At 71.2% G+C, this 19,108-nt stretch carries 15 protein-coding genes, 1 pseudogene and 1 CRISPR repeat array; of the genes and pseudogenes, 10 read left to right on the forward strand and 6 right to left on the reverse strand.

The genetic code is table 11. The features are described 5' to 3' along the window. Position 1 precedes the first annotated feature (1 nt). Positions 2-616 carry a 2'-5' RNA ligase family protein gene (locus ACH4PY_RS28510; protein ID WP_398188959.1) on the forward strand — a complete coding sequence of 205 codons (615 nt, stop codon included), beginning with the start codon at positions 2-4 and terminating at the stop codon, positions 614-616. Between the two features lie 1,059 nt (positions 617-1,675). On the opposite strand, the gene ACH4PY_RS28515 is transcribed toward ACH4PY_RS28510, so the two are convergent. Continuing rightward, the gene (locus ACH4PY_RS28515) at positions 1,676-2,887 is read right to left on the reverse strand and encodes a helix-turn-helix domain-containing protein (protein ID WP_398188962.1); all 1,212 of its coding nucleotides are present in this window, start codon (positions 2,885-2,887) and stop codon (positions 1,676-1,678) included. A gap of 43 nt (positions 2,888-2,930) precedes the next feature. On the opposite strand from ACH4PY_RS28515, the gene ACH4PY_RS28520 reads away from it, so the two are divergent. The 7 genes from ACH4PY_RS28520 (at position 2,931) to ACH4PY_RS28550 (ending at position 12,311) form a co-directional block, all read left to right on the forward strand. Further along, the gene (locus ACH4PY_RS28520; protein ID WP_398188965.1) at positions 2,931-3,647 is read left to right on the forward strand and encodes an HAD family hydrolase; all 717 of its coding nucleotides are present in this window, start codon (positions 2,931-2,933) and stop codon (positions 3,645-3,647) included. A gap of 111 nt (positions 3,648-3,758) precedes the next feature. Then, positions 3,759-4,991, forward strand: coding sequence for a methyltransferase, FxLD system (gene fxlM / locus ACH4PY_RS28525; protein WP_398188968.1), 1,233 nt, complete (start codon positions 3,759-3,761; stop codon positions 4,989-4,991). Between the two features lie 49 nt (positions 4,992-5,040). After that, positions 5,041-5,235 (forward strand): FxLD family lanthipeptide, encoded by a 195-nt coding sequence (locus tag ACH4PY_RS28530; protein WP_398188971.1) that lies wholly within the window; start codon positions 5,041-5,043, stop codon positions 5,233-5,235. A gap of 87 nt (positions 5,236-5,322) precedes the next feature. After that, positions 5,323-8,382 (forward strand): lantibiotic dehydratase, encoded by a 3,060-nt coding sequence (locus ACH4PY_RS28535; RefSeq protein ID WP_398188973.1) that lies wholly within the window; start codon positions 5,323-5,325, stop codon positions 8,380-8,382. After that, entirely contained in the window at positions 8,379-9,602 is a 1,224-nt protein-coding gene (locus ACH4PY_RS28540) for a lanthionine synthetase C family protein (RefSeq protein WP_398188976.1), read from the forward strand. The genes ACH4PY_RS28535 and ACH4PY_RS28540 overlap by 4 nt, the downstream gene beginning before the upstream one ends. Then, positions 9,584-10,498: a thiopeptide-type bacteriocin biosynthesis protein gene (locus tag ACH4PY_RS28545; RefSeq protein ID WP_398188978.1), complete on the forward strand. Its 915-nt coding sequence runs from the start codon at positions 9,584-9,586 to the stop codon at positions 10,496-10,498. The genes ACH4PY_RS28540 and ACH4PY_RS28545 overlap by 19 nt, the downstream gene beginning before the upstream one ends. A 279-nt stretch (positions 10,499-10,777) precedes the next feature. Further along, positions 10,778-11,913: direct repeats of the CRISPR family, unit length 37 nt; unit sequence GTGGCTGCCGCCCTCCGGGGCGGCAGAGGATCGCAAC. A gap of 224 nt (positions 11,914-12,137) precedes the next feature. Further along, on the forward strand, positions 12,138-12,311 hold the full coding sequence (locus tag ACH4PY_RS28550) for a helix-turn-helix domain-containing protein (RefSeq protein ID WP_398188981.1): 174 nt from the start codon (positions 12,138-12,140) through the stop codon (positions 12,309-12,311). Between the two features lie 57 nt (positions 12,312-12,368). Here ACH4PY_RS28550 and ACH4PY_RS28555 read toward each other — a convergent pair whose 3' ends face one another. Next, a complete protein-coding gene (locus tag ACH4PY_RS28555) occupies positions 12,369-13,523 on the reverse strand; it encodes a tyrosine-type recombinase/integrase (RefSeq protein ID WP_398188984.1) in 1,155 nt (384 codons plus the stop codon). Between the two features lie 96 nt (positions 13,524-13,619). On the opposite strand from ACH4PY_RS28555, the pseudogene ACH4PY_RS28560 reads away from it, so the two are divergent. Beyond that, positions 13,620-13,784, forward strand: a pseudogene (locus ACH4PY_RS28560) (pirin family protein); the annotation flags it as partial. Positions 13,785-13,938: 154 nt separating this feature from the next. Here ACH4PY_RS28560 and ACH4PY_RS28565 read toward each other — a convergent pair. Genes ACH4PY_RS28565 through ACH4PY_RS28575 form a run of 3 tightly spaced genes read right to left on the reverse strand, consistent with a single transcriptional unit; the run spans position 13,939 to position 16,930 of the window. Further along, complete coding sequence (locus ACH4PY_RS28565) at positions 13,939-14,688, reverse strand: SDR family NAD(P)-dependent oxidoreductase (protein ID WP_398188986.1); 750 nt, start codon at positions 14,686-14,688, stop codon at positions 13,939-13,941. A 14-nt stretch (positions 14,689-14,702) separates the two neighbouring features. Then, entirely contained in the window at positions 14,703-15,296 is a 594-nt protein-coding gene (locus ACH4PY_RS28570) for an NADPH-dependent FMN reductase (RefSeq protein ID WP_398188990.1), read from the reverse strand. Positions 15,297-15,352: 56 nt separating this feature from the next. Next, the gene (locus ACH4PY_RS28575; RefSeq protein ID WP_398188993.1) at positions 15,353-16,930 is read right to left on the reverse strand and encodes an MDR family MFS transporter; all 1,578 of its coding nucleotides are present in this window, start codon (positions 16,928-16,930) and stop codon (positions 15,353-15,355) included. Positions 16,931-17,029: 99 nt separating this feature from the next. On the opposite strand from ACH4PY_RS28575, the gene ACH4PY_RS28580 reads away from it, so the two are divergent. Beyond that, entirely contained in the window at positions 17,030-17,854 is an 825-nt protein-coding gene (locus tag ACH4PY_RS28580) for a TetR/AcrR family transcriptional regulator (RefSeq protein WP_398188996.1), read from the forward strand. A 60-nt stretch (positions 17,855-17,914) separates the two neighbouring features. Here ACH4PY_RS28580 and ACH4PY_RS28585 read toward each other — a convergent pair whose 3' ends face one another. Next, entirely contained in the window at positions 17,915-19,009 is a 1,095-nt protein-coding gene (locus ACH4PY_RS28585) for a hypothetical protein (RefSeq protein WP_398188999.1), read from the reverse strand. Positions 19,010-19,108 lie beyond the last annotated feature (99 nt).

Raw genomic sequence — 19,108 nt, forward strand, 5'->3', positions numbered from 1 at the left:
TATGACCCCTCAGGCCATGCGCAACCACTGGTGGTGGCGACCCGGTTGGGACGTGGGCCGCCGCTTCTACACCTGGCATCTCACCTGGGAGGGGCAGCCCGACGTCCACCGATTCGCCGCTGGTTACCGCCGGGCGCTGGCGGGCCTTCCGGGGCTGGACCTGATCCCCGACCGCTGGCTGCACCTGACGATGCAGGGTGTCGGATTCACCGACGACGTCTCCGAGGCGACGGCTACGGCAATCGCCGCTGCGGCCCGCTCCCGGCTGGCGGCCCTGCACTCGTTCGACGTCTCGCTGGCGGCTCCGATCGTCGATCCGGAAGCGATCCTTGTGCCTGTGGTCCCGGCGGAGCCCATCCGCCGGCTCCGACAGGAACTGCGCTCAGCGATTGCCGACGTGCTGCCGGAGGTGCCCGAACCCGCAGGCGGCTTCAACCCGCACGTCAGCATCGGGTACAGCAGTGCCGAGGGCCCGGCCGAGCCCTACGCCGGGGCGATCGAGGCCGCGGCCGTACCTCCGGCGAAGGCTGTGGTCACGCACGCAGACCTCATCGTGATCCACCGCGACCACCAGATGTACGAATGGACCACGCTCGCCGAGGTCCCTCTCGGGTAACTTACGAGCTGCTTCGTCAGCGGTGGCCGGACGGGGCGCCGGATGACGTCGGGTCCCGCGGCGCGGCAGTCCGCGACCGCTAACGGGCTCATTCGATGCCAGCCCGGCAGGCGACGAGTCGGAGGGCCGGTTGCTTCGGAACCTCAAGCATGCACGCGACACGCGGGTCGCACCGAAGCAGAATGCCCGTTGTGTAGTCAATTGACTGCCCTGCCCTTCCGTAGATGCCCGTCGGTAGGCCAAGCTTGTGCTGGTCAAGTACCGTGGCCGCCGCCCTTCGGGACGGCGGAGGATCGCAACCGGAGGAGACCCGTGACCGTAGCCACTCCACGTCACAGTGGCCGCCGCCCTTCGGGACGGCGGAGGATCGCAACGACAGCATGCCCGAGACGAATCCGCCGATCAGAGCCGTGGCCGCCGCCCTCTGGGACGGCGGAGGATCGCAACACCGACAGCCAGTCGGCGGTGTACCGGCACGTGGCGTGGCCGCCGCCCTCCGGGACGGTGGAGGATCGCAACGCCGGCTGGTACATGGACACCGAGATCGGAGCCCGGGCGGCCGCCGCCCTTCGGGACGGCGGAGGATCGCAACTCGGAACCGGTCGGCGTCGTGCTCCACAACCTGACCGTGGCCGCCGCCCTCCGGGACGGTGGAGGATCGCAACTTGCAGCACATGAGAGGAGCCCCCATGCTCGCCGAAGTGGCCGCCGTCCTCCGGGACGGTGGAGGATCGCAACACGCCCTCCCGCGACAGGTAGGGCACGCCCGTGTCCCGGGTGGCCGCCGCCCTTCGATACGGCGGAGGATCGCAACAACCGCACCCCGCCGGTAATGGTGGAACGGTCACAGTTGTGGCCCCCGCTTCCCAGGACAGCAGAGGACCACAGCACTGCCTGACCTCGGCGCTACGTAACTAGCCCGGAGAGCGGCTGTCGCTCTCCGGGCCGGTGAGGGTTGTGCTGAGCCCCGGGCCGAGCTCCCGGAGTGCAGCAGAAAGCCGCATGGCACCGTAGTTTCGCCTGGGCCCGCTGGCCAGCCTTCGCCTCACTTCGCTGAACTCAGCGGACCCCGACCCGCTCGGCCAGGGCGACCACCTGCTTGCGATACGTCGGGCGTGCCCGTTTCCGGAGGGCCGTCACCATCTGGATGGCCATCGGGTTGCGGGTGAAGTCCTCCGGCGCCACGGCTGCCAGGTCGGTCAGATGGACCAGGACCGCCGCGTCCTCGCGCAGCAGGTCCCAGCAGCGGGCGACGTCGAGCTGGAACGTGAATCGGCGCTCCAGGGGGAGACGCGACGTGTCGATCCGGTCCGCGAGGGCCAGGGCAGCCCGTGAGTTGCCGGCCTCCGTGTCGAGGGAGACGGCGTGGAGTTGGACGTTCGTGGGGCCGAAGACGGTGTGGTGGGCGTTGCCGTCGCCGACGGCTGTCGCCAGCGGGGTGGCCGACTTGGCGAGTCGCTCGCGCGCTGCCCAGTACCTTTTCCTGCGTCCGTCGGCGACCACCGCCACGAGCTGCAGCGCGCCCGCCATGGCCGCTGCCTCGCCCTGCGGATCCGCGCCCAGTTGTTCGACGGCCCGCACGGCGACGTCCGCGGCGGCGTCCGGATCGCCGGTACCGAGGAGGATGTGGCCGAGATTCCACCGGGCTGCCGCGATGCGGATCGGGTCGTCCGCTTCCTCGGCCGCCCACAGGCCGCGGTCGGCCACCATCATCGACAGGTCGGCTCTGCCGGTTCTGCGGCAGTAGGAGCGGAGCATGAAGTACATGTCCGCTGCGCACCGCTGGATCTCCCGGCGCGCGTGGGTGTCCGCGTCGGAGCGATGACGGCGCAGCGCGGCGTTCACGTCGTGGATCAGACCGGGAAGGGCATCGGCCGCCGCGGAGAAGCGTTCGGGGTAGGTCTCCCATGTGCGCCAGGTGCTGTCGACGGCCGCGCGCAGCTCCGCCGGCGAGCACGGGGGTCGGCCCGGATCCTCCACGTGGCCGAGGAGAGCGTTGGCGACACGTCGGTCGGCGCACGCCTTCTCGGTGCGAGGGCGCGGGTCGGACGGTTCGTCCAGCAGCACGGCCACGGGGATCCGTAACTCGCGTGCGATGCTCATCAGGACGGGCAGCGTGGGCGTCTTCTTGCCGCGCTCGATACGGGAGAGGTAGTCCTCCGTGATCCGGCAGAGGCCGGCGACGACCGCCTGGCTCTTGCCCTGCCGCTCGCGATGCTCGCGAATACGCTGGCCGACAGGGAGTTCCGGCTCCATCGTGGCGGCCCCCATGGTCGGTGGTTCCAGCGGCAATTGACGAAAAAGGACGTGGCGCATGGCACGGCGGCAGGTCGTCCTGTGGGACATCGACCATACGCTGGTGGACACCCGGGGTGTGGGAAGGGAGCTGTCGACCCAGGCCTTCCGGGCGGTCACCGGGCAGGAGATGCTCCGTCAGGCGACGGTGGACGGTATCACCGAGGCGGTCATCTTCCGGGAGACGGCGAAGCTGCACGGGCTGGAAACGGACAGGGCCGACTTCGAGCGGTTCGCGGCGGCGCTCGCCGACGCCCACGTGGCCGCCGCGGCGGAGCTGCGCGCCCGGGGCCGGGCCCTTGCCGGGGCGGAAGCCGTCCTGGACAGGCTGGCTACGACTCCCGGAATCGTCCAGACGGTGGTGACGGGGAACGTCCGGCGCGTCGCCGAGATCAAGTTGGGCACCTTCGGGCTGGACCGTCACATCGCCTGGGACCTCGGTGCCTACGGAGAGGACGCGGACGAGCGCGCCGACCTGGTGCGGACCGCCCTGCGAAGGGCTGCGGCGCACCTCGGTATCCCGCTGACGCCACGCGATGCCGTGGTCGTCGGCGACACGTCCGCCGACGTCGGGGCCGGCCGATCCGCAGGGGTTCCGGTCATCGCTGTCGCCACCGGCCGGACGTCCGAGGCCGATCTGCGTGCCGCGGGGGCCGCGTACGTGGTTCCCGACCTCACCGACCATGAGCAGCTCGCGCACATGGTCGCGTCCCTCTCGGCGAACGACGCGACCTGAAGTCGTCTCGGGGACCCGGACGGCTGGGCTACCCGGACCGAGAGTCCGGGTAGCCCAGCCGAATCTCTCGTAGCGTCAGCAACCACCGTGCGAGGGAAGGAACCCGTCTTCATGAGCAACACGGCCGTCGAGCCCGACGAGGCCAGCCGCTTGAGGAACAGCGTCGTGGACACCCTTCGGAAGGCGGGGTGGATCAGCTCGCCCGAGGTCGAAGCCGTCATGCGCGCGGTGCCCCGTCACGAGTTCGCGCCGGGGGCCACGCTGGAGGAGGCCTACCAGCCGTACGCCGCTGTGATCACGAAGACCGACGAGCACGGGATCCAGCTCAGCTCGGTGTCGGCCCCGCAGATCCAGGCCCTCATGCTGGAGCAGGCCCGGGTCGGCCGGGGTATGCGGGTGCTGGAGATCGGGTCGGGCGGGCTGAACGCTGCCTACCTCGCCGAACTCGTCGGCCCTGGAGGCCACGTCACCACGGTGGACATCGACCCGAGCGTGACGGACAGGGCCAGGCGTCTGCTGGACGACCACGGATACGGCCGGGTCACGGTGGTGACGGCGGACGCCGCCGAGCCGATTCCCGGCCTCGGACAGGTCGACGTCGTCATGGTGACCGCCGGGGCTTGGGACATCCCGCCGGCCTGGACCGACCAGCTCGTTCCCGGCGGGCGGCTGGTGCTGCCGCTCCGGATGCGCGGGCTGACGCGCTCGATCGCCTTCGTCCGCGTGGACGACCGTCTGGAGAGCGAGTCCGCGAAGATCTGCGGCTTCGTCCCGATGCAGGGAGCCGCCGCCCACCGGGAGGATCTGCTCCTGGTCGCCGGCACGGCCGAGATCGGGCTGCGCTTCGACGACGGTCTGCCCTCGGACCCGGGCCTGCTCGACAACGCCGTCGCCTTCCCCCGGGTCGAGATCTGGACCGGAGTGGCCATCGGCGTCAGCGAGCCGCTGGACACCCTGCAGATGCACCTCGCCATCACGCTGCCCGGCTTCTGCACCATGGCCGTGGACCCGGACCTGGACTCCGGGATCGTCGCCCCCGCCAACAAGGGCTTCTCCCTGGCCGCCGTGGACGAAGGCGGGCGTAGCTTCGCCTACCTCACCCACCGCCGTACGGAGGACAACGGGCACGTCGAGTTCGGCGTCCACTCCCTCGGCCCGGACGCCGCCGCCTTCGCGGAGGCCGTCGCCGACCACGTACGCGGTTGGGCCCTCGCCCACCGCGGCGGTCCCGGCCCGATCATCCGGGCCTACCCGGCCGGTACCCCCGACGACCGGATCTCCGGCGACCGGGTCATCGACAAGGTCCACAGCCGGATCGCACTCTCCTGGCCCGCCACCGCGTAATCGTCGGCCAGGCTTCCGCACCACCCACAACGGAAGGAAGGGCACCACCATGAGCATCTCCGCCCTCGCCCCGGCCCCCGTGCCGACGGCCACCGACGACGAGGACTTCGCCCCGCTGGATGTCCGGGTCGTCCTCGCCGCCCACCCCCACGGCAAGCTCCAGTGCTCGACCGGCGACGGCTGCGGCTCCACCTGTTCCAACGGTGCTTCCGCCTGCGCGTCCTCGGTGGACGACCCCGCCTGATCCCCGGCCCGCAGAGCCGTCGGGCCGGGCCCGGCCGGGGTCCGGCCCGACGGTCACCTCGCACCCCGTACGGGAAGGGAGCAGCCCATGACGCGATCCGCCCTCCGCTACAGCTGGCAGGGCCCGGCGATCGTGCGGGCCACCACCAGGTCCGGCGTCGCGGACGTGCCGACCACGCTCGACCTGGAAGACCCGGCGGTGGTCCGGCCCTGGCTACGTCGGAACTGGGAACAGCCGATCTTCCGGAACGCCCTGAGCGCAGCCGCCCCCGGGCTGGCCGACGCAGTGGAGGGGATCCTCGACGGACGCGAGGAGCGTCCCCGCCAGGTCCGGCGTGTGGCGCTGTCCGTCGCGTCCTATTTGCTGCGGTGGCAGAACCGTGCCACTCCCTTCGGGCTGTTCGCCGGGACGGCGGCCGTGACGGTCGGGACCACCGCGGGCGCCCACTGGCGCGAGAAGCACCGGGTGCTGCTGCGGGCGGACGCCGAATGGGTCACCGATCTCGTCCTGCGCCTTCAGGAGAATCCGGAGCTGCTGAGAAGACTCCCCGTCGTGGCCAACAACACCGCACGCCCGCGCGGAGACCGACTGGTCGTCATGGGACCACCGTCGGACGCCCGCGCCCAGCTCATGGCGCCGATCGAGGTCTCCGTACGCAACGCGCGCCCCGTCGCCGCCGCCGTCGAAGCCGCCCGCGAACCGATCAACTACGCCGACCTGCACACCCATCTGCAGGCACTCATCCCACAGGTGGCAGCCGACCGCATCGACGCGCTGCTCACCGGCCTGATCGGCCAGCAGATCCTGCTCACCAGCCTCTGGGCGCCGACGACCACGGTGGACGCCTTCGGCCACCTCTGCGCCGAACTCGAACGGGTGTCGGCGGACGCGATCCCCTCCCTCCGTGACCTGGTCACCACGCTGTACGACATCCGCGACGAGATCGCCGTCCAACCCCCGTCCGTCGCACCGGACGCGGCCCAGCGGGTCACGGCGAAGATGCGCGCCCTCTCCGATGCCACGCCGACGCCCCTGGCGGCCGACACCGCCCTGGACTGCGAGGTGCGGATACCCAGCGCGGTGATGGAGGAGGCGCAGGCCGCGGTCACCGCGCTCTACCGGACCACCCCGCAGCCGTACGGCCACCCGCACTGGCGGGACTACCACCGCCGCTTCCGTGCCCGGTACGGCGTCGGCGCGCGCGTGCCGGTGCTGGAGCTGGTCGCGGACAGCGGCCTCGGGCTACCGGCCGGATACCTCGGCGCGGAACGCATCCGGCCGCCCGGATTCCGTACGGCGCGGGACGAGCTGCTGCTCGCACTGCTGCAACCCGTGCTGACGGGCGCGGCCCGCGAACTGGTCCTCACCGACCAGCTGGTCGCCGACCTCTCCGATGCCGCCGGCACCGAGCCGCACTTCCTTCCGCGCGTCGAGACCGCCTTCGAGATCCACGCCCCCACGGCCGACGCGGTCACACGAGGAGCCTTCGGCCTCGTCCTCACCGCCGCTCCACGGGCGGCCAGCAGCATGGCAGGCAGGTTCGCGCACATCCTGCCCCCCGACCAGCAGGAGGCGCTGGCGGCCGGCTACCGCACCGATTCCGACACGCTCACGGTGCAGCTGAGCTTTCCCCCTCGCAAGCGGCGCAACGAGAATGTCGTCCGCACCCTGCCGCTGCTGCCGAAGGTCCTCGCCGTGGGCGAGACCCCGGCAGGCGATGACCGGGCGGTCCGGCTCGACGACGTGGCGATCACCGCCGACGCCCGGCACTTCTTCGTCGTCCAGCAGTCCACCGGCCGCCGCCTCGACATCCGGGTCCTGCACGCCCTCGAAGCAGGGACCCAGACGCCCGCCCTGGCCCGTTTCCTCGGCGAGGTGGCAGGCGCGCGCCATGCCGTCTACCGGGACTTCGACTTCGGTGTCGCCGCCCACCTGCCGTACCTGCCGCGTATCCGCTACCGCCGCACCGTGCTCGCCCCCGCCCGTTGGCTGGTCGCAGCCGACGAACTCCCCGGACACGACGCACCCCGGACGGCATGGGACGCGGCCTTCGAAGCGTGGCGTACCCGGCTTCGCGTGCCGGACGACGTCAGCCTGGTCGAGCACGACCAACGCCTCCCCGTCAGCCTCGGACATCCGGTGCACCGCCGCCTGCTGCGCTCCGAACTCGACAAGCACCGGAGGCTGGAGCTACGCGAAGCACCCGGCGCCGACGCCTACGGCTGGATCGGACGCGCGCACGAGATCTGGGTCTCCTTCCGCCGCGCCGGCACCACGCCTCCGTCCGACGGACTCACCGCCCCGGTCGCCGCACCTGAACCTGCGCCGCTCCACCTTCCGGGGGCGGGAAACGTGCTGTACGCACGGCTGCACGCTCACCCCGCCCGCTACGACGAGATCCTGACCCGCCACCTCCCCGCGCTGCTCACGGCATGCGAAGACCGCCTCTCCTCGTGGTGGTTCACCCGGCACCGCGAGACCGCCCGCCCGGACGCCGACCAGTACCTGGACCTCGTGCTTCACCTCACGCCGGGCTCCTACGCGAGGGCTGCCGAGGCCCTGCACGACTGGGCCGGTGCTCTCCACCGCTATGGGCTCGCGGCCGGGCTGACCCTGACCGGCTATCGCCCGCAGACCGGCCGGTTCGGACACGGTGAGGCCATGGAGGCCGCGCACCGCGTGTTCGCCGCCGACTCCGCCGCCGCACTTGCGCAGATCCGCCTCGCCGAGCAGCCCGGTTCTCCCGGAGGGCAGGCCCTTGCCGCGGCTGCCGTCCTGGACCTCGCCCAGCACCTCGCGCCCTCCCGTGTCGAGGGGCGGGAGTGGGTCGTCCAGCAGTTGCCGCGAGCGACGGGGCGTCTCGACCGCCGATTACGGGACGAGGCGCTCGACCTCGCCTCCCCGGCCGGCAGGGGCGCCCTGGCCGGGCAGGCCGGGGGAGACGCGGTGTTCCGAGCGTGGTCGGACCGAGCGGCGGCCCTGGCGGCGTACCGGGCCTGCCTCGGGGACGCAGATCCGCTGCGCGCCGCCCGTTCCCTGGCACACCAGCACCACGTCCGGGCGCTCGGCGCCGATCCCGCTGCCGAGGCGGTCACCCTGCGGCTGGCTCGTGCGGCGGCGCTGTCCCGGCGAGGGGCGACACGATGAGCGCTGCCGCCGTCGACGCCCTGGACGGCCTGCTGCGGACCGCTCGCCGCCTGGACCGGCCCGCGCCCGCGGACCAGCCCTGGGCCGAGCAGTCCCTCGCCGACGGCGCCGCCGGAACAGCCCTCCTCCACGTGGAGGCCACCCGTTGCCACGCGCGGCCGTGGCACGCGGCCCACCGCTGGATCACCGCCGCGGCCGCGGGACAGATCAGCGCCGCGGACACCGCCGGGCTCTTCGTCGGCGCACCCGCCGTCGCCTACCTCCTCGGCACCGTCCCACCCGAGTTCGACCATCTCTACGCCCGAGCGCGCCGCACCCTCGACCAGCACGTCCTGGCGCTCGCCCAGCGCCGTACCGACGCCGCCCTCGCCCGCATCCGACGCGGAGACCTGGCGACCTTCGCGGAGTACGACCTCTTCTACGGCCTGACCGGCATAGGCGCGTACCTCCTGCGAGGCGCTCCCGGCAGCGGGGCGCTCGACCGCATCCTCCGCTACCTCGTCCTCCTCACCCGCCCCCTCACCTCCGAAGGCCTGGAACTCCCAGGTTGGTGGGTCGGGCACGATCCGCAACGCGGCCACTCCCCGCACTTTCCCGGCGGGCACGCCAACCTGGGCGCAGCACACGGCATCACCGGTCCACTCCTCCTGCTCGCCCAGGCGCTGCGGCGGGGCGTCGAGGTCGAGGGGCACCGTGAGGCCGTACGCACGATCTGCGCCCACCTCGACGCCTGGCGGCAGGAGAGCGAAGCCGGTCCCTGGTGGCCCGAGCACCTCTCCCGCCAAGGCTTTGAACGCGGGGTGCCGCACCGGCACCGGAGCGCCCGCCCGAGCTGGTGCTACGGGACCACGGGCATCGCCCGCGCCGGGCAGCTCGCCGGCATGGCCCTGCACGTCGCCGGACTCCAGCGCAGCTACGAGGACGCCCTCTACCGGGCTCTGAGCGATCCCGCCCAACTGGCCAACGTCACCGACGCCGGGCTCTGCCACGGCTGGGCCGGCATCTACCAGACCGCGACCCGCGCCGCGGCGGATGCGCTCGACGAGCGCCTGCGCGGGTTGCTGTCGCCGCTCGGGGACGCACTTCTCGCCCATGCGGGGCGGGGAGCGGCCGGTCCGGGGCTGCTCAACGGAGTTGCCGGGACCGCGCTCGCCCTGTCCACCCTGGCCACCCACCAACCCCCGAGCACCGGATGGGACGCATGTCTGCTGATCGACTGACCGGCATCGAGCGCGGTCCGGACGTGGAGGACGGCGTCGCGGTCGCGTCCGGTCCGCTTGTCCAAGGCTCCGCAGCCGCTGGCGACGGGAGTCGAACCGAGTGGCACCAGGTCTACCTGCACTTCACCGACTGGACGGCAGCCGACAGCACCTTCACCGAACACGTCCTCCCGCTCCTGCGTGCCGCGGAGGCCGAGGACGCGATCGGCGGCTGGTGGTACACGCGGAAACATCCCTGCTGGCGGCTGCGCTTCCGTGAACGGCGTCAGTTCGCCTCGCAGCTGTACGTCCGCGCGGGCCTCGACCGCTTGGTCGACGAAGGCCATCTGCACCGCTGGTGGCCGGGGATCTACGAGCCGGAGACGACCGCGTTCGGTGGCTCCACCGGCATGGCAGCGGCCCATACCCTGTTCGTGGCCGACAGCCGCGAGATCCAACGTCCACCGCGGGGCGGCACGCTGGCGCTCGGCCGCCGCGAACTGTCCGTTCTGCTGTGCACGATCCTGATGCGGTCGGCCGGCCTCGAATGGTACGAGCAGGGCGACGTCTGGCACCGCGTCATCACCGTCGACCACCGTTCCAGCCTCGCTGACGTCCCGCAGGAAGTGCTCGACGCGCGCGCTTCCGAGATCCGCAGCTTGCTCCTGGCGGACACCGCTGCTCTGTTTGCTCGCGGTGGCCCCCTCCATTCGACGGCGGGGTGGGCGGCAGCATTCCGCGACACGGGCCGAGTTCTCGCCGAGTCCGTCCAACGGGGGACCCTGGAACGCGGCCTGCGCGAGGTGCTCAGCTACCACGTGCTCTTCCACTGGAACCGCCTCGGCTTGTCGCTCCGGGCTCAAAGCGCACTCGCATGGTCTGCCCGAGCTGCCATCCTGGGCCCGATAGCCTCCTGAGTATGGGCGTCGCGCCGGTGTCGCCATCCATCGCGGACGGGGGCGATGCGCTGCTGTGCGTGGACTACCCGCTCGTGTCGGTGCGAGACGTCGTTCGGTGAGACCCTGGTCCCTCCGAGGCATCTACGGTTGCGGGGGCCAACAGCTTGCTTCGGAACCTCAAGCATGCACGCGACACGCGGATCGCACCTAAGCAGAATGTTCGGTATCAGTCGAATTGACCACCCCGCCCTTCCGTAGAAGCCCGCCGACAGGGCAAGCTTGTGCTGGTCAAGTACCGTGGCTGCCGCCCTCCGGGGCGGCAGAGGATCGCAACATCAAGGCAGCGGCCGCGTACTACGACACGCTGCCCGGTGGCTGCCGCCCTCCGGGGCGGCAGAGGATCGCAACACCGGGTACGTGCGCGGGTATGTGCGGCCCGCGGACGTGGCTGCCGCCCTCCGGGGCGGCAGAGGATCGCAACGACGACGGCCACGGTGCCTGCGCCGACGGACAGCAGGTGGCTGCCGCCCTCCGGGGCGGCAGAGGATCGCAACACCGACCGGAGCGCCACGAGGGCCACAAGGCAGCGGTGGCTGCCGCCCTGCGGGGCGGCAGAGGATCGCAACGCCGGGTACGCGACGTTCCGCCGCACGAAGGCGCTCGTGGCTGCCGCCCTCCGGGGCGGCAGAGGATCGCAACTTGGCCTGCCCGTACCGCTGGAGCAGGCCGGTGGCGGGTGGCTGCCGTCCTCCGGGGCGGCAGTGGATCGCAACGGGTTGAGCGGGCGCACGACGTCGGCGAGCGGCTCGGGTGGCTGCCGCCCTCCGGGACGGCAAAGGATCGCAACCATCGCGCTCCGGACATCCCGCCGCGCCGGACTCACGGTGGCTGCCGCCCTCCGGGACGGCAGAGGATCGCAACGCCGCGCTGTACCGCGCACCGGGCCGCGCCGACCAGCAGTGGCTGCCGCCCTCCGGGACGGCGGAGGATCGCAACGACGGTGTCTACTCCGACCGCGTCGTCAAGCAGGTCGTGGCCGCCGTCCTCCGGTACGGCGGAGGATCGCAACATGCAGGCCGCGTGCGGCCTGATCTGGGGCGTGATGTGGCCGCCGCTCTCCGGGACGGCGAAGGATTGCAACCTCGACGACAAGCCCGGCGAGCCCCTGCGGATCCTCGTGGCTGCCGCCCTCCGGGACGGCGGAGGATCGCAACTCCGTGGAACTGGAGCAGTCCTGGAACGCGACGCGGTGGCCGCCGCCCGTCGGGACGGCGGGAGATCACAACAGCTTCACCTGCGGGGGCGTCCGGTGAGCGCCCAGCAGTGGCCGCCACCCTCCGGGATGGCGGAGGATCGCAACATCACCGACCACGGTCTCAAGGCAGGCAGCGAGGACGTGGCCGCCGCCCTCCAGGACGGCGGAGGATCGCAACATCCCCGAGGTCTGAACCGCACAGCTCTTCCAGGAGCGTCCGTTGCCTTCGGCCCCTGCTTCAACGGGGGCACGGATTCGCCGGCCGCACGACAGCCCCTTGTGCGGCCCCTTATCAAAAAGAACCAGCGCCACCAAGCCGCCGAAAGCGGACACGCTGCCCAATCGGGACCTCTTTCGAGGTAATGCAATCACCGCACCGGGGTGACGATGGCGGCTCAGTTCATGGACGTCAAGGAAACGGCCGAGTACCTGAATATGTCCGTGCAGTGGGTGTACCGCGAGGCGCCGAGGGCCGGGCTGGTGCCGTACAAGTTCGGGAGGGGGGTGAACGCGAAGATCCAGTTCAGGATTGCCGACGTCCAGAATTGGGTGAGGCAGCGGCGGATGGTCGGCTGACCATCCGGTTCGGCGTGCGCTGCTACCACGGAGCAGAGGCGGCAGCGCACGTCAACGTCAGACCGCCAGGCCGACGTCGAGGATTTTGGCGGCCTTGCTGATGGAGCCCGGCATCAGGTGGCGGTAGATCCGGAAGGTGATGTCGAGGCTCTTGTGGCCCATCCATTCGGCGACGTCGGTGATGGGGATGCCGTGGGAGAGGCAGTTCGAGGCGAAGAAGTGGCGGAAGCCGTAGACGGTCATGCCGTCGGGGATGTCGACGGTGTCGGACTTCTTGATGCGTTGCCACTGGTTGGAGAGGCAGTAGTAGGGATAGGGCTGTTCGGCGTTCCGGGGGTTGCGGAGGAGGTAGCCGTCCACGGTGCCGTGCGTCTTCGCGTAGGACTCGATGGCCTCGCGGGTCCGCGTCGGCAGGGGGACGTCCCGGTACTCGCCCGGCTTGCGGTGCTTGAGGCGGGCGTAGGCGTTGGTGGTCTGGTTGACCTGTTCGTGGACGCGGTAGGTGTCGCTCGCGACGATGTTGTCGAGGTTGACCGCTGCCGCCTCGCCGTTGCGCAGGCCGCAGCCGCTCATCAGCTCGGCGACGAGGCGGAAGGCGTCGTCGCCCGCGGAGCGGAGGAGGCTCAGCTGGGTGGGGGAGGGGATGACGGTGCGCGCGGGGTCGTACTGCGGTGGCTTGACGCCGTCCAGGGGGTTGTCCTCGTAGAGGCCGAGGCGGTGGGCGTCCAGGAGGATCGCCTTCAGCTTGTCGTAGACGTTGGACTGCGTGGCCAGGCCGACGCCGTTGCGCTCCATGGACTGGATGAAGGTGTCCACGACCTTGTGGTCGAAGCTGCTCATCCGGCGGCTCTCGAAGGCGGGGAGCAGGTGGTGCGCGAGGAGGGAGTCGAGGTGCCGGCGGGAGGAGTCGGCCAGGTGGCGCTGGCCCGCGCGCCATTCGGCCGTGAAGGTGCCGAACGGCATGGCGCCGTACTTGCGGATGCGGTCGGCCCTGCTCTTGCTGTGTGCCTTGGACTTCTTGTCGCGGTAGACGTCGGTGAGCCGCTCCATGGCGGCGTCCTGGCTGGTGAAGCCGGACTCCTCGGTCTGCCGCCCCGCGCTGTCGCGGTACCTGATCGTGTAGGCGTGCGGGCACTTGGTCCACCTGGCGGGCGGATGTTCGCATGTCTTGAAGAAGGTGCCCATCCCACGGGGCAGGGTTCTGGCGGCCATGGTCCGGCGGCCTCCTCGGCGTCCGGTGCTGGGGTTTTGCTGACCTCCGAGGGTGGATCATGCCCTTGAGCTGCTGAAACACCGTTTGTGCGTGCTATGTTCTGGAACTTCGTCGGCAGGTCAGCCGAGGACATCGTAGAGGCCCGCGAGGCCTGGCGCACCGGCACCCGCTTCGGCGAGGTCCACGGCTACGCGGGCCCCCGACTGGAGGCCCCCGCCCTGCCCCCGACGCCGCTGAAGCCACGGGGGCGGGTGCGGTGAGCTGGGGTTTTCCCCGAGGTGCTCCGCCGCGGCGGGCACCGCGGCCCCGGGAGGGTACGCCGAAGCCGTGCGGGTGCGCGCGCAGATGTCGTCTGCGGCCGGACCGGCGTATGGCCTCAGCTGCTCCGGGGAATCCGGTGCACCCTCGGCCGGGCTACACGGTTGTCCCGCCTGAGACGTCCAGGCGGTGGCCGGTCATGTAGCGGCTGTCGTCGGAGGCCAGGAACGCCACCGTGCCGGCGACGTCTGCCGGGGTGCCCAACCGGCCCAGTGGCGACAGGGATTCCAGCCACGTCAGGGCCTGACCGATCAGTCGTCCCTGGTGCATGTCGGTGTCGATCACCCCCGGTGCCACGGTGTTGACCGTGATGCCGCGCGGGCCCAGCTGCTTGGCGAGCGTCGAGGTGAGCACATCGAGGGCCGCTTTGGACATGGCGTAGTCGATCGCCTGGGCCATGGCCGGGCCGCGGGTCAGCATGGTGCCCACCGTGATGATCCGGCCACCGTCGCGAAGCCGTGGCAGGGCGAGTTGGGTGATGAAGAACGGGGCTGTGGTGTTGACGGCGAACAGACGCTCGAAGCCGTCCCTCGTCACACCGGCGATCTCGCCCTGGTCGCCGAGGATCCCGGCGTTGTTGACCAGGATGTCCAGGCCGTCGGCTTGGGCGTCGAATGCGGCCCACAGCGTTTCGGCGTCTCCTGGTGCGCCCAGTTCGGCGTGGACGGCGAAGGCGTGCCCGCCCGCCGCCTCGATGGCCGCCACGGTGTCCTCAGCGGCGGTGTGATGGGTGCCGTAGTGCACGGCGACCCGGGCCCCTTCCTGTGCGAGCCGGGTGGCGATGGCTCGGCCGATGCCCCTGCTCGCACCGGTCACCAGTGCCGTTCTGCCGGTCAGTGACGTCATGTTCATTCTTTCTGTCAGGCGGTGTAGGGGGTGGTGGACTTCGCGTCGCGGAGCGCGACGGCCCACCAGGCGAGCTGGTCGAGCACGGTTTTGGCCGCGCCGCCGCATTCGTCCGGGTCGTGGGGGTGGCCGTCGGCGTCGAAGCGGGTCCAGGCTCCGTGGAAGCTGACGGTGTCGCGGACGGTGACGGCGTGCAGTTCGGCGAAGACCTGCCGCAGTTGCTGGACCGCGTGCAGGCCGCCGGCAATGCCGCCGTAGGAGACGAACCCGACCGGCTTGGCGTGCCACTGCTGGTTGTGCCAGTCGATCAGGTTCTTCAGCGACGCGGGGAAGCTGCGGTTGTACTCCGGTGTCACCACGGCGAACGCGTCGGCGTCCGCCAGGCGTGTGCTCACTGCCGCGAGCGCCTCGGCGTCTTTGGGCGCGAGGCTGCCGCCGAAGGCGGGCAACACCACGGGCAGCGGGTGCTCGGCCAGATCGATGACGTCGACGTCCATGTCGTCGCGTTGCCGGGCCTGGCCGGTGAACCAGTTCGCGACGACGGGTGCGAACCGGCCCTCGCGCGTGCTTCCCACGATGACGGCGAGTTTGATGGGAGGAGTGGACATGGCGGATCCTTCTCTCGAGGTGGTCGGCGGGGCCTGACGGGCTCCCGCGGACGAGGTCAGCCGGCTGAGCCGGGGACTGGGACGGTGGCCGGCTCCGGGGACTGTTCGGGTTCCGGTGTCTGGCGCGTGCGCAGCGGGACCTCGCGGATCGCCCAGGCCGCGGCGAACGCGAACACGGCCAGGAGCGCACTCACGGCGGCGACGTCGTGCACGCCAGCGGTGACGGCGGCCTTGAAGGCGTCACGCTGCGGAGCGGGCAGCTCGTGGAGGAGCGCCGGGGTCAGGTGGCCGCCGCCGGAGGCGATCTTGTGTCCGGTCCCGGCGCCGAGACGGCCGGCGAGAGTGTCGTTGACGCGCCCTGCGTAGAGCGCGCCGAGCAGGGCCACGCCGAGCGACCCACCGATCGTGCGGAACAGCGTCACCGATCCGCTGGCCGCGCCCATGTCGCGCAGGTCCGCGCTGTTCATCGTGATGAGCACGGTGCTCTGCATCAGCAGGCCGGTGCCTACGCCCGCCGCGAGCGTGAGCGCGGAAGCGGTGGCGGTGGCGGTGCCGACCTGGAGCCGCAGCAGTGACAGCATCCCGATCGTGAACACCGCACCGCCCAGGATCGGATAGATCCGGTACCGGCCGTTGCGGTTGATGAGCCGTCCCGTCGTGAGCTGCGCGGTGAGCATCCCGAACATGAACGGCAGCAGCAGCATGCCGCTGACCGTCGGTGTGGCGCCGCGAACGTACTGCATGTACAGCGGAAGGAAGCTCATCACACCGAACATCGCGGCGCCGACGAGCAGGCTCAGGATCTGGACGACGGTGAAGTTGCGGTCGCGGAACAGGCGCGGTGGAAGGATGGGCTCCGGCACCCGGCCCTCGACATACCCGAACCCGGCGAGGCTGAGGAGCCCGACCACCGCGAGCGCGAGGATCGGCGCGGAGGCCCAGCCGTACCGCGTACCGCCCCAGGTCGCCAGCAGTGTCAGCGCCAGGACGCCTATCGTGAGCAGCACCGCCCCGGCGAAGTCGATCCGCGCCTTGACCGGCTTCCTCCGCACCCTGATGTTCGTGCCGATGACCAGGAGGGCGACCGCTCCGACCGGCAGGTTGACGTAGAACGCCCAGCGCCAGCTCAGGTGGTCGGTGAGGAAGCCGCCCAGCAGGGGGCCGCCGACGAAGGCGACCGGCATCATCGCCCCGATCATGCCCTGCACCCTGCCGCTCTCACGCGGCGGTACCAGTTCGCCGACGAGTGCGAGGGCGCCGACCATCAGGCCGCCCGCCCCGAGTCCCTGGAGTGCGCGGAACCCGATGAGCTGCGTCATGTCGCGCGACAGCCCCGCCAGCACCGACCCTGCCAGGAAGACCCCGATCGAGGTCATGAACGTGCCCTTGCGGCCGTACAGGTCACCGAGCTTTCCCCAGATCGGTGTCGCCGCAGCGGTGGCGAGCGTGTACGCGGTGACCACCCACGCCAGGTGGCTGAGTCCGCCCAGGTCACCGACGATCGTCGGCAGCGCGGTGCCGACGATCAGGTTGTCGAGCATGGCCAGGAACATGCCGAGCATCAGCCCGAACAGACCGAGGTAGGTCGAGCGCGGCCGTCGTGCCCCGGGCGCCGGGGCTGTGCCGTCGTTCATGATCCCCCCAATTGGGTACACCGTACTCGATTGATGTCCGCATGCAGCCTAAGCATCTGAGTACGATGTACGCAACTAGTCCGGAGAGAGGTGGGACCGATGCCCGGCGACGAGTACGTGAGCATCTGGATGCGGCCCGAACGCCCCCAGCGGTCGACCCCGGGGCCCCGCCCCGCCTACAGCCGCGCACAGATCACCGCGACCGCCGTCGCCATCGCGGACGCGGAAGGACTTGACGCCGCATCGATGCGCCGGATCGCGGCCGACCTCGGCACGGGTGCGATGTCGCTCTACCGGTACACACCCCGCCGGGAGGACCTGATCGAGCTGATGGTCGACGCTGTCGCCGGCGAGATGAACCTGCCCGACCGCCCGACCGGCGACTGGCGCGCCGACCTGTCCCTGCTGGCCCACGAAAGACGGGCGCTGTGGCGACGCCACCCGTGGCTGGCATCGCTGACCGAGGGCCACCCGGTCTGGGGGCCCAACTCCTTGCGGGTGCTGGAGTTCACCTACGGGGCACTCGACGGGTTCGGACTGGCCATCGACGAGGTCACCAGCCTCGTCGGCCTGATCAGCGGATACGTCGCCGGCGTCGTACGCACCGAGGTCGGCTGGGAGGAGGAGGCGCGCCGCACGAACGTGGACATGCGGCAGTGGATGAGCGACATCGGCCCGTACGTGCAAAGACTCATGGCCAGCGGGAAATATCCGATGTTCGCCCGAGTCATCCGTGAGACGCAGACCCCGTGGATGGAACCCGACGCGCGCTTCCGGTACGGCCTCGACCGCGTCCTGGACAGCATCGCCGCCACCCTGCCGGGCAAAGCCGGACCGGCGCGGCGATCGAGCGCGACGGACGAGCCGAAACCGCCGTCCTGTCAGCCGGCCGCTCCCGATCAAGTCGACCCCGGGCTGGCCTGACGGCCGGTTCTGCCGTGCGGCCGGGCCTTCCACGACATGAAGGCGGGTGCGGGCCACGGGTCAGAGGAAGCGGTAGCGGTCCGGGTCGGTGAGTTCGGGGACGAGGGCGCGCATCCAGGGGGTGCGGGCTGCGGGGAGCCGGACGAGGGTGTGGCGGAAGGTGTGCCAGTCGATCCACAGAGGGTGGTTGGGGGGTGGCGGGGGCGGGTCCTCGGTGTCGAGGAGGTGGCGGGTGCGCGGTCCGATGCGGTGGTGGGCGGGTTCGGGCGGGGGGTGGGCCAGGTGGTGCCACACGCCGAAGGGCAGTGGGACGGGAGTGGCCGGGCCGGGTGGGGTCCAGGTGCGGCCGGTGTGCGGGTGGGTCGGGACGAGGAGGACGTCGGCGTCGGGCACGGGAAGGCCGGGTCCGGCGAGGCGGGCGCGCAGCGGCGCCGGTCCGGGGGGCAGGAGCTTGCCGAGCGGGCCTTGGAACATCTCCGCGGCCAGGCCGTCGGGGACGGTCACGGGCTGGCCGTGGGAGGCGGCCAGCAGGTGTGCGAGGGCGTGGCCGGCCGCTGCTTCCCAGCGGGGGCTCCAGGACCACTGGCAGTGCGGTCCGGGGCGTGAGCCCCATCTGATGAGAGGTTCGTACGGGGGTGTGCCCGCGCCCTGCGTCAGCAGCTGGCCCCAGGACGGCGGTTCGGGGTCGTCGCCGTCGAGCGCGTGGCGGTGGACTGTGGCGGGGTCGAGCCATACCGCCTCCCACCGGGAGCAGTCGTCGATGCGCGTGGCGACGGGCAGGCCGCAGGTCTCGCAGGTCATGTTGGGGCCGTCGCCCCCGGCGAGGCCGCAGCAGGCGCCGCCGCGCCGGTCGGGGTTCAGGATCGTCGCGCGGACGTCGCCCGGCGCGACGACCACCGCTCCGGCCGGGCCGTACGACAGCGAGCGGACCGGCGCGTAGATGCCGCGGGCCGCCGCCTCGTCCGGATCGACCTCGTCCCCACTGCGGTAGGGCGGTCCGGAGGGCTCCGGGTCGACGGCGAATGTGCCCGGCTCCATGAGCACCGGGAGCTGGAGCCCGTTCCCGAAGGACTGGTGGGCGTGGACCGGCAGGGCGACCTGCGAGAGCGGCGCGGTCAGCTCTTCGCCGCATCCCGCGCACAGGAAAACGTACAAGCATCCTCCGTACGGGATATCGGCACATCCTCACATCCCGCGCGTGGCCGGCCAACGGGATATTCGTCCGCCGAGCAGTCGGAGCAATGCCGACGGTCA

Origin of the sequence: Streptomyces sp. NPDC021224 (assembly GCF_044332905.1) — a bacterium.
In the GTDB taxonomy this organism is placed as follows: domain Bacteria; phylum Actinomycetota; class Actinomycetes; order Streptomycetales; family Streptomycetaceae; genus Actinacidiphila.

Bases quoted from the DNA above. Each gene is read 5' to 3' on its own strand.
- ACH4PY_RS28545 (WP_398188978.1), top strand. From the start codon at position 9,584: ATGTCTGCTGATCGACTGACCGGCATCGAGCGCGGTCCGGACGTGGAG.
- ACH4PY_RS28570 (WP_398188990.1), bottom strand. From the start codon at position 15,296: ATGTCCACTCCTCCCATCAAACTCGCCGTCATCGTGGGAAGCACGCGC.
- ACH4PY_RS28510 (WP_398188959.1), top strand. From the start codon at position 2: ATGACCCCTCAGGCCATGCGCAACCACTGGTGGTGGCGACCCGGTTGG.
- ACH4PY_RS28575 (WP_398188993.1), bottom strand. From the start codon at position 16,930: ATGAACGACGGCACAGCCCCGGCGCCCGGGGCACGACGGCCGCGCTCG.
- ACH4PY_RS28580 (WP_398188996.1), top strand. From the start codon at position 17,030: ATGCCCGGCGACGAGTACGTGAGCATCTGGATGCGGCCCGAACGCCCC.
- ACH4PY_RS28530 (WP_398188971.1), top strand. From the start codon at position 5,041: ATGAGCATCTCCGCCCTCGCCCCGGCCCCCGTGCCGACGGCCACCGAC.
- ACH4PY_RS28550 (WP_398188981.1), top strand. From the start codon at position 12,138: ATGGACGTCAAGGAAACGGCCGAGTACCTGAATATGTCCGTGCAGTGG.
- fxlM (WP_398188968.1), top strand. From the start codon at position 3,759: ATGAGCAACACGGCCGTCGAGCCCGACGAGGCCAGCCGCTTGAGGAAC.
- ACH4PY_RS28565 (WP_398188986.1), bottom strand. From the start codon at position 14,688: ATGACGTCACTGACCGGCAGAACGGCACTGGTGACCGGTGCGAGCAGG.
- ACH4PY_RS28520 (WP_398188965.1), top strand. From the start codon at position 2,931: ATGGCACGGCGGCAGGTCGTCCTGTGGGACATCGACCATACGCTGGTG.
- ACH4PY_RS28515 (WP_398188962.1), bottom strand. From the start codon at position 2,887: ATGGGGGCCGCCACGATGGAGCCGGAACTCCCTGTCGGCCAGCGTATT.
- ACH4PY_RS28555 (WP_398188984.1), bottom strand. From the start codon at position 13,523: ATGGCCGCCAGAACCCTGCCCCGTGGGATGGGCACCTTCTTCAAGACA.
- ACH4PY_RS28540 (WP_398188976.1), top strand. From the start codon at position 8,379: ATGAGCGCTGCCGCCGTCGACGCCCTGGACGGCCTGCTGCGGACCGCT.
- ACH4PY_RS28535 (WP_398188973.1), top strand. From the start codon at position 5,323: ATGACGCGATCCGCCCTCCGCTACAGCTGGCAGGGCCCGGCGATCGTG.